Here is a 7,098-nt window from a genome sequence, read left to right on the forward strand (position 1 = left end):
GCACTAAAAGCACGGAAACGAGGTGTTATCTTTTGAGGCAGGCTGTACTTGCCCTGGAAGACGGTACGGTCTTTTACGGTCAGGCTTTTGGGGCGCGGGGAGAAAGATGGGGGGAAGTGGTCTTTAACACCAGCATGACCGGCTACCAGGAGATCCTCACCGATCCCTCCTACTGCGGCCAGATTGTGGTCATGACCTACCCCTTGATCGGCAACTACGGCATAAACCAGGAGGACTTTGAGGCCGGGCGCTCTTACGTGCGGGGGTTTGTGGTCAAGGAAGCGTGCGAGAAGCCCAGCAACTGGCGGGCCGGCTACCGGCTCGCCGATTACCTGGCCAAGGAGGGCATCGTGGGCCTCTCCGGGGTGGACACCCGGGCGCTCACCCGCCGCCTGCGTACCTACGGGACCATGCGGGGCGTGATCAGCACCGAGTGCCTGGACGCGGCAACGCTGGTGGAAAAGGCCCGCCGCAGCCCCCACCTCACGGGGCAGGAGCTGGTCCGCGACGTGGCCACGAAGGAGATATATACCGTGGGCGAGAGGAACGGCGGCTTCCGCGTGGTGCTGATGGACTTCGGGGCCAAGCTAAGCATCATACGCCAGCTGCAGGCCCGCCGCTGCCAGGTGGTGGTGGTTCCCCCCACCACCACGGCGCAAGACATCCTCGCCCTCGACCCGGACGGCGTCCTGCTCTCCAACGGCCCCGGCGACCCCGTCGATGTGCCCTATGCCGTCAAAACCGTGCGGGAGCTTTTAGGCAGGCGCCCCATCTTCGGCATCTGCCTGGGCCACCAGGTAATAGGCCTGGCCCTCGGCGGCAGGACCTACAAGCTAAAGTTCGGCCACCGCGGGGCCAACCATCCGGTGAAGGATCTGCTTACCGGAAAGGTTTACATTACCTCCCAGAACCACGGCTTTGCCGTGGACGAAGAATCCCTGGCCGGCCTTCCCGTGGAGGTGTCCCACCGCAACCTGAACGACGGGACGGTGGAGGGGCTCCGCCACCGGGACCTGCCCCTCTTCTCCGTCCAGTACCACCCCGAGGCTTCGGCAGGGCCGCTGGATTCCACCTATCTATTTGACCAGTTTATCGACCTCATGAGACGGGGGAAGTGACTTATGCCTATTAAGAAGGGACTGCGCAAAGTAATGGTTATCGGTTCGGGCCCCATTATCATTGGCCAGGCCGCCGAGTTTGATTATTCCGGCACGCAGGCCTGCCGGGCTTTAAAAGAAGAGGGCCTGGAAGTGGTGCTGGTCAACAGCAACCCGGCCACCATCATGACCGATGCCCAAACTGCCGACCGGGTGTACATTGAGCCCCTGACCCTGGAGTTTGTGGCCAGGGTCATCCGCAAGGAAAAGCCCGACGGCCTCTTGCCCACCCTGGGCGGCCAGGTGGGGCTGAATTTAGCCCTGGAGCTGGCCGGTGCCGGCGTGCTGGAAGAGGAGGGCGTGCAGCTCCTGGGCACCCCCCTGGAGGCCATCCGCCGAGCGGAGGACCGCGAAGAATTTAAAGAAACTATGCAGCGCATTGGCGAGCCCGTGCCGGAAAGCCAGATCGTGCACAGCGTGGAGGAAGCGGTGGCCTTTGCCCAAAAGATAGGTTTTCCCCTGGTGGTTAGGCCCGCATACACCTTAGGGGGCACCGGCGGGGGCATGGTCTACAACATGGAGGAGCTGGCGGCCACCGTGAGCAGGGGCTTAAAGGCCAGCATCATTAACCAGGTGCTGGTGGAAAAGAGCGTCGTCGGCTGGAAAGAAATAGAATTCGAAGTCATGCGGGACAGCGCCAACAACTGCATTACCATATGTAGCATGGAAAATATCGACCCCATGGGCATCCACACCGGGGACAGCATTGTGGTGGCTCCCGTGCAGACCCTTACCGACCGGGAGTACCAAATGCTGCGCAGCGCCGCCCTCAAGATCATCCGCGCCCTGGGCATTGAAGGTGGCTGCAACATCCAGTTTGCCCTCGACCCGCAAAGCTTCAGGTACTACGTGATTGAAGTCAACCCGCGGGTGTCCCGTTCTTCGGCCCTGGCCTCCAAGGCCACCGGCTACCCCATTGCCAAGGTGGCTAGCAAGGTGGCCGTAGGCCTGACGCTGGACGAGATTAAAAACGCGGTTACGGGTAAGACCACCGCCTGTTTTGAGCCCGCCATTGACTATGTGGTGGTAAAGTTCCCCCGTTGGCCCTTTGACAAGTTCACCCTGGCCGACCGCACCCTGGGCACCCAGATGAAGGCCACCGGGGAAGTTATGGCCATCGACCGCACCATGGAGGGAGCGCTCATGAAGGCCGTGCGCTCCCTGGAGATCGGCCTTTACGGTCCCCTGGTTCCCGGCATGGAAAAGCTCACGGATAAGGAAATCGAAGAAAGGCTCTCCCGCCCCGACGACATGCGCTTTTTCGTGGTGGCCGAGGCCCTGCGCCGCGGGATGCTTATCGAGAGGGTGCACGCCTTAACGAAGATCGACCGCTTTTTCCTGGAGAAGATCCGGAACATCGTGGAGATGGAGAAAGAAGTCAGGCAGGCCGGGTTGGCCGGGCTTTCGCCGGAGCGCCTGCGGCGCGCCAAGGAAATGGGCTTTGCCGATGCCTACCTGGCCCAGCTTACCGGCGCCAGCGAGGGCGAGATAAGGAGGCAGCGGGAGGAGCACGGCATCCGCCCGGTGTTTAAGATGGTGGATACCTGCGCGGCGGAGTTTGAGGCCGTCACGCCTTACTACTACTCCTGCTACGACCGCGGTGAAGACGAGGCGCGGGTGAGAAACGGGCGCAAGGTGGTGGTCATCGGCTCGGGCCCCATCCGCATCGGCCAGGGCATTGAGTTTGACTACTGCTCCGTGCACTCGGTGTGGGCGCTGCGGGAAGAAGGGGTGCAGGCCATCATCATCAACAACAACCCGGAAACGGTGAGCACGGACTTCGATACCGCCGACCGGCTTTACTTTGAGCCGCTGGTTTTAGAAGACGTGTTAAACGTCATCGAGAAAGAGCGGCCCGAGGGGGTTATCGTGCAGTTTGGCGGCCAGACGGCCATCAACCTGGCCGTTCCCCTGGCCAAAGCCGGCGTGCCTATTCTGGGCACCGCCGTCGAGGACATTGACCGCGCCGAGGACCGGGAGCGCTTTGACCAGCTGCTAGTACAGCTTGGCATCCCCAAGCCACCGGGCCGGGCAGCCTTTTCCGTGGAAGAAGCACAGGCTATTGCGGCGGAGATTGGCTTCCCCGTGCTGGTGCGGCCCTCCTACGTGCTGGGCGGGCGGGCCATGGAAATCGTCTATAACGACCAGGAGTTGCTGAGCTACATGGCCGAAGCGGTGCGGGTTACCCCGGAGTACCCGGTGCTGGTGGATAAGTACCTGCAGGGCACGGAGCTGGAAGTGGACGCCATTGCCGACGGGGAGGCGGTGCTCATTCCCGGCATTATGAAGCACATCGAGCGGGCCGGGGTGCATTCCGGGGACAGCATTGCCGTCTACCCGGCCAACGGCATTTCCGAGGCGGTTAAGGAGCAACTGGTGGACTACACCACGCGGCTGGCCCTGGCCTTAAACGTGCGGGGCATGATTAACATCCAGTACGTGCTTCACCAGGACCAGGTCTACGTCTTGGAGGTAAACCCCCGGGCCAGCCGCACGGTGCCCTACCTGAGCAAGATAACCGGCATCCCCATGGTCAGCCTGGCTACCAAGGTCATTTTAGGCAAGAAGCTGAAGGACCTGGGTTATGGCAGCGGGCTTTACCCGGAGGGCAGGTACGTCGGCGTCAAGGCTCCCGTCTTCAGTTTCGCCAAACTACATCGGGTGGACATTTCACTGGGGCCGGAAATGAAGTCCACGGGAGAGGTAATGGGTGTGGACAGCAGCTATCCGGCGGCCCTCTACAAGGCCCTAGTGGCCGCCGGCTACCACATCCCCAGGAGCGGTACCGTGCTGGCCACCATTGCCGACAGGGATAAAAAAGAGGCCCTGCCTCTCTTGCGGGCCCTGGTGAAGCTCGGGTACAGGATTATGGCCACTTCCGGGACGGCAGCCTTCCTTAAGGAAAACGGCATAGCCGCGGAGCGGGTAAACAAGGTGAGGGAGGGGTCGCCGCACATTGTGGACCTCATCCGGGAGGGGAAAATAAACCTGGTCATCAACACCCTGACCAGGGGCAAGGCGCCGGAGCGGGACGGGTTCCGCATTCGCCGCGCGGCGGTGGAGTACGGCGTTCCCTGCCTGACCTCCCTGGATACCGCTCGCGCCATGCTGGAAGTGCTTATATCCATGAGGGAAGGTGGGGAGATGGATCTTGTATCCATTCAGGAAATAGCAGCAAGTTAACGCTGGGGCTTTCGGGGTAAGAAGTGCTTCCGGGCTTATAAAACCGCCGCGGCCAAAGACCCGCCTTCTTTCTACGTGCTGCTGAAAGCGGCCAGCGGGCGGGTATGGGAAGTGCACTGGCTGATGTGGATCCTGGCCGTTTTGGTGGTGGCCCGCTACATTTTCCTGGCCGAGCATTAAGAAAAAAGGTGAGGTGAGGGTACCAGAATGACTAGAACTCTGGTGGGCATCGTGGTGGGCAGCGACTCGGACCTGCCCGTAATGAAGGAAGCGGCGGAGGTGCTGGAAGAGCTGGGCATCGGCTGCGAGGTGGTGATTTCTTCGGCCCACCGCACCCCCGAGCAGACGGCCCACTACGCCCGCACGGCAGCCGAGCGGGGCCTGGCGGTAATCATTGCCGCCGCCGGCATGGCCGCCCACCTCCCGGGGGTTATTGCCGCCCATACCCCCCTGCCGGTGATTGGCGTGCCCGTCAAAAGCGGCGCCCTGGGCGGCATAGACGCCCTCTACTCCATGGCCCAGATGCCGCCCGGCGTCCCCGTGGCCACGGTGGCCATCAACGGCGCCAAGAACGCCGCCCTCCTGGCCGCGCAAATCATCGGCGCCGGCGACCCCGCGGTACGCGAGCGGGTGGCCCGCTACAAGGCTCGGATGGCCGAAGCTGTTTTAGGCAAGGCCCGGCGCCTGGCCGAGGTGGGCCTTGACGCCTACTTAAAGGAAATGGGGGAAAAGGGGAAGTGATCGAGCGCTATGCCCTGCCGGAAATGAAGGCCATCTGGTCGGCGGAAAACAAGTTCCGCAAGTGGCTGGAAGTGGAAATATACGCCTGCGAGGCCATGGCCGAGCTCAACCTCATCCCCCGGGAGGCCTTCCTGCAGATCAAGGAGCGGGCGCGCTTTGACGTCAGGCGCATCGAAGAAATCGAGGCCGTGGTCAACCACGACGTCATCGCCTTCCTGACCTGCGTGGGGGAGTACGTGGGGGAGGCGGCCAGGTACATCCACCTGGGGCTCACCTCCTCCGACGTGGTGGACACCGCCCTGGCCGTCCTCATGAAGGAGGCCGGCGAGCAGATCCTGCGGCGCTTAGAGCGTCTACGGGAAACACTCCTGGAAAAGGCCCGGGAGCACCGCTACACCCTGATGATCGGCCGCACCCACGGGGTGCACGCCGAGCCCACCACCTTTGGCCTGAAAATGCTCCTCTGGGTGGCCGAGACGGAGCGCAACATGGAGCGCGTGCGGCGGGCCATCGAGGTTATCGCCGTGGGCAAGATTTCCGGCGCCGTGGGCACCTATGCCCACGTGGACCCGCGGGTGGAGGAGCACGTCTGCCGCCGCCTGGGGCTCCGCCCGGCCCGCGTGTCCACCCAGGTGCTGCAGCGGGACCGCCACGCCGAGTATTTAAGCGCCATGGCCCTGGTGGGCTGCTCGCTGGAGAAGTTCGCCACGGAAATAAGAAACCTGCAGCGCACGGACATCCTGGAGGTGGAAGAGCCCTTTGGGCGGGGCCAAAAAGGTTCTTCGGCCATGCCGCACAAGCGCAACCCCATTACCGCCGAGCGCATCAGCGGCCTGGCCAGGGTGCTGCGCGGCAACGCCCTGGCGGCCATGGAAAACGTGGCCCTCTGGCACGAGCGGGACATCTCCCACTCCTCGGTGGAGCGGGTGATCATTCCCGACAGCACCACCCTGCTGGACTACATGCTGCACAAGATGACGTGGATCGTCAAGAACCTCCAGGTCTACCCGGAAAACATGCGGCAGAACCTTGCGCGCACCCGGGGGCTCATCTTCTCCCAGCGGGTGCTCCTGGCCCTGGTGGAAAAGGGGCTCTCCCGCGAGCGGGCCTACGAGCTGGTGCAGCGCAACGCCATGCGCTCCTGGCAGGAAAAGGCCGATTTCCGGGCGCTGCTGGAAGGCGATGCGGAAGTGGCGGCACGGCTTTCGCGTGAGGAGCTGGCGGCCCTCTTCGACGAAAGCTTTTACCTGCGGCACGTGGACGAGATTTACCGGCGCTTCGGGCTGTAGCGTAAACAGCGGGGAGGGAAAAAATGCAAAAGGGAGAATTGCTTTACGAAGGGAAGGCCAAGCGGGTGTACCGCACCGCAGACCCCGGGTTCTACCTGGTGGAGTACAAGGACGAGGCCACCGCCTTTGACGGCAAGAAGAAGGGAGTCATCTCCGGCAAGGGAGAGCTCAACAACAAGATTTCCGCCCACTTCTTCCGCCTGCTGGGAGAGAAGGGCATCCCCACCCACTTCGTGGAGCTGGTGGGGGAGCGGGAAATGCTGGTGCGCGCCGTGGAGATCATCCCCGTGGAAGTGGTGGTGCGCAACATAGCCGCCGGCAGCCTGGCCAAGCGCCTGGGGATGGAGGAGGGCACGGAGCTCCCGCGCGCGGTGGTGGAGTTTTACTACAAGAGCGACGCGCTGGGCGACCCCATGGTTAACGAGGACCACATTGCCGTGCTGGGGCTGGCCGCGCCCGAGGAGCTGGGCATCATGAAGCGGCTGGCCCTGGCGGTCAACGAGATCCTGCGGGACTACCTGGCCCAAAGAAACCTCATCCTGGTGGACTTCAAGCTGGAGTTCGGGCGCCACCACGGGGAAGTCATCCTGGCAGATGAGATTTCCCCCGACACCTGCCGCTTCTGGGACGCCCGCACGAAGGAGAAGCTGGACAAGGACCGTTTCCGCCGCGACCTGGGCGGCGTGGAGGAAGCCTACCGGGAGGTATGGAGCCGGCTGGTGGGCTAG

Annotated in this window: 5 protein-coding genes; all 5 read left to right on the plus strand. The window is 62.9% G+C overall.

Annotation, left to right across the window (positions count from 1 at the left end):
- Window positions 1–32 precede the first annotated feature (32 nt).
- The 5 genes from carA to purC all read left to right on the plus strand — a co-directional run bounded on the left by carA (window position 33) and on the right by purC (window position 7,098).
- The gene (gene carA / locus G454_RS0107640; RefSeq protein WP_027718148.1) at window positions 33–1,118 is read left to right on the plus strand and encodes a glutamine-hydrolyzing carbamoyl-phosphate synthase small subunit; all 1,086 of its coding nucleotides are present in this window, start codon (window positions 33–35) and stop codon (window positions 1,116–1,118) included.
- Between the two features lie 3 nt (window positions 1,119–1,121).
- Window positions 1,122–4,340, plus strand: a complete 3,219-nt coding sequence (gene carB, locus G454_RS0107645; protein ID WP_027718149.1) for a carbamoyl-phosphate synthase large subunit — start codon at window positions 1,122–1,124, stop codon at window positions 4,338–4,340.
- A gap of 207 nt (window positions 4,341–4,547) precedes the next feature.
- Window positions 4,548–5,081, plus strand: coding sequence for a 5-(carboxyamino)imidazole ribonucleotide mutase (gene purE, locus G454_RS0107655; protein ID WP_027718150.1), 534 nt, complete (start codon window positions 4,548–4,550; stop codon window positions 5,079–5,081).
- Entirely contained in the window at window positions 5,078–6,370 is a 1,293-nt protein-coding gene (gene purB, locus G454_RS0107660; RefSeq protein ID WP_027718151.1) for an adenylosuccinate lyase, read from the plus strand. Before purE ends, purB begins: the two co-directional genes overlap by 4 nt.
- Before the next feature lie 23 nt (window positions 6,371–6,393).
- The gene (gene purC / locus G454_RS0107665) at window positions 6,394–7,098 is read left to right on the plus strand and encodes a phosphoribosylaminoimidazolesuccinocarboxamide synthase (protein WP_027718152.1); all 705 of its coding nucleotides are present in this window, start codon (window positions 6,394–6,396) and stop codon (window positions 7,096–7,098) included.

This window comes from Desulfovirgula thermocuniculi DSM 16036 (assembly GCF_000429345.1).
Lineage (GTDB): Bacteria > Bacillota > Desulfotomaculia > Desulfotomaculales > Desulfovirgulaceae > Desulfovirgula > Desulfovirgula thermocuniculi.